Source organism: Leptospira haakeii, assembly GCF_002812045.1.
Taxonomy (GTDB): Bacteria; Spirochaetota; Leptospiria; order Leptospirales; family Leptospiraceae; genus Leptospira_B; species Leptospira_B haakeii.
Genome location: NZ_NPEG01000031.1, coordinates 1 through 2,168, shown reverse-complemented (window position 1 = coordinate 2,168; position 2,168 = coordinate 1). Strand labels below are relative to the sequence as shown.

Genomic DNA, 2,168 nt, shown 5'->3' with positions numbered 1-2,168 from the left:
CCAATATGGAACCAATCCGTACGAGTACCGTTATACCCTAAGCTGATTTCAAAATCCATAATCTGGCTGAGCCCGAATAGAGTAGAAACTGTCTTACGAGAATAAGAGAAATCTTGGAAGTAAGAATACGGCCCTGCATTAACCGGAACTCCGAAATTCGGATACAAATACTGCGTTTTATTTAACTTGATATCCAAGTTAACTTTCTCTCCGAACCCAGCAGTTCCAAGGAAAGTTGAGTTTACATTCGGGTTATAAGGTTGCTCTCCCAAAGAAGGTAGATCCCAAGCGGTATTGATCGGAGTGACAACCGCTGTTTCTAAAGGACTTGTTCCGAAAGATTCCTGGGACTTAATATAATCGCTCGCAGAGATATAAACGATATCGAAATAATCTCCAGCCCAAATCTTAGAATCCACACCTTGGAGGACACTCGCCTTTCTCGGATTTGTCGGGTCAAAATAAACCTTACTATTGTTGAACAATAGATATTCGGTCATGTTGTAGTATTTTCCTTTGGAGAAAATTGCCCAGACTCCAGAGGCTTTCTTTTGATCGTCAGTAAGTTGGCTAAAAGGAGTTTGAACGTAAGCAGTTCTTTGTGCTCCATCCGATCCTACAGAAGTAACTTCTGTAAAAGGAACCGTATTCGCAACTCCGCCGATAGATTTGATCCCCTTTACATAGATTCTGGAATCACCCAGAGTTGGGGCAATATCGGAAAGATCTATTACATAGTCCTGGTATTGAATCTCTACACCGGAGCATGCGATCCGATTCAGGGCTTCTCGGAGAGTGATTCCCGGTTTAAAACCTGTAGCATTCTTTGCATTACAACCTGTATCTCCGGTTATTTCAAATGCAGCTACTCTGTAAGCTTCACGGATATTCGGACCATAAATTTTGATGAGAGAGGTTCTTCCTTTCGCATTTTCTTCGATAATTTTTAAATTATCTCCGGTGAAGTTAAGAAGAGTAGAACGATAATTTGAATCCGCAACGTGAGTCATTTGATAATCCACGATGAAAATTTTAGGAACATAGCCTGCAGTGATCGCTTTTTCGATCTCAGCAGTATTCAAACCGTTTAACTCCACTACATACGGTCCGAATTCGGAACCTCCATATACGGATACTTCGAAGTCGCTATAATCTTGGTTTTTAAGATAGAAACTGTTTACAGGAACCAAATCTCCCTCTGCAGTTTCGAACATCAAAGAACAAAGAATATGGGATAATTTCACCGGCATATTGACGGAGCGATTTTTAATATATAATGCTGCTCTAATATACCCGCCTTTAGGATTGATTTCGTATCCGGAAGTACTCTTAGAAGCTTTTTCAGTTCTATATTTTCTTGCGTTCTGGCTGGAGACTTCCGACTTTAAGGAACGAGCATCTTTATCTATATTATTCTTAAAAGGTTTGTCTGCCCATTTGGTAACAGTCTTAGATGTAGAATTGCTAAAACCCCAGCTATTGGAGGAATTAGTTCCATAATTAAGTCCTGCGCTACCTGCAGGAACCCCGTAATTCGTTCCGGAGCTAATGCCTAAATTCAAACTAGTGGAAGAGGAATATGTATCGGCAAACTGAACTGTTCTTAGATTCACTTCGTTTTGGTGGATTTTTTCAGAACCGTCGTTTTTGGTTTCTTCGGTATCCGCGTATTTGATTTCACTCGTGATTTGGTCGGTAGAACCGGTGTCCGTTTTCAAAACTTCGATCTGCATTGTGACTGGAGGATTGATGACAGTGTCTATATCAGGATAGTCCGCCACCCAGACATTCGTATTAGATTCATAAGAGTTCAGAATCCCGTCCCCGTCAAAATCGTTTACGATAGTGGTTCCTGTCGGATCGATAGTCCCACCAACTGCTTGGACACTTACCTTTGTTCCGGGAGGAAGACTGAAAATATCATGAACAGGAGTAACAGGTTGGCCTGGAACACCTTCCTTCACAGAAACGAAAGGAACTTTCTGGGCGACTAACCAAGTTGCTTTGGAGAGATCAATATCTCCTCCACCGAATCCGAAATCGCTCAAACAAGTGGCTACAAACGGGAGCAAAATGACGCTCACCAAAAACCGTTTACCGAATTCAAAACCCCTTTTCATTCCAACAATTCCTCCGAAATTCACTTCACCTAAGTTGATTATGACAAT

The 2,168-nt window shown here is 41.4% G+C and carries 1 protein-coding gene; it reads right to left on the bottom strand.

Translation table 11 applies throughout. The features are described from left to right. Nucleotides 1-2,120, bottom strand: a 2,120-nt coding sequence (locus CH377_RS19520; RefSeq protein WP_244283720.1) for an LIC12048 family lipoprotein, incomplete at its 3' end; no start/stop codon positions are given. Nucleotides 2,121-2,168 lie beyond the last annotated feature (48 nt).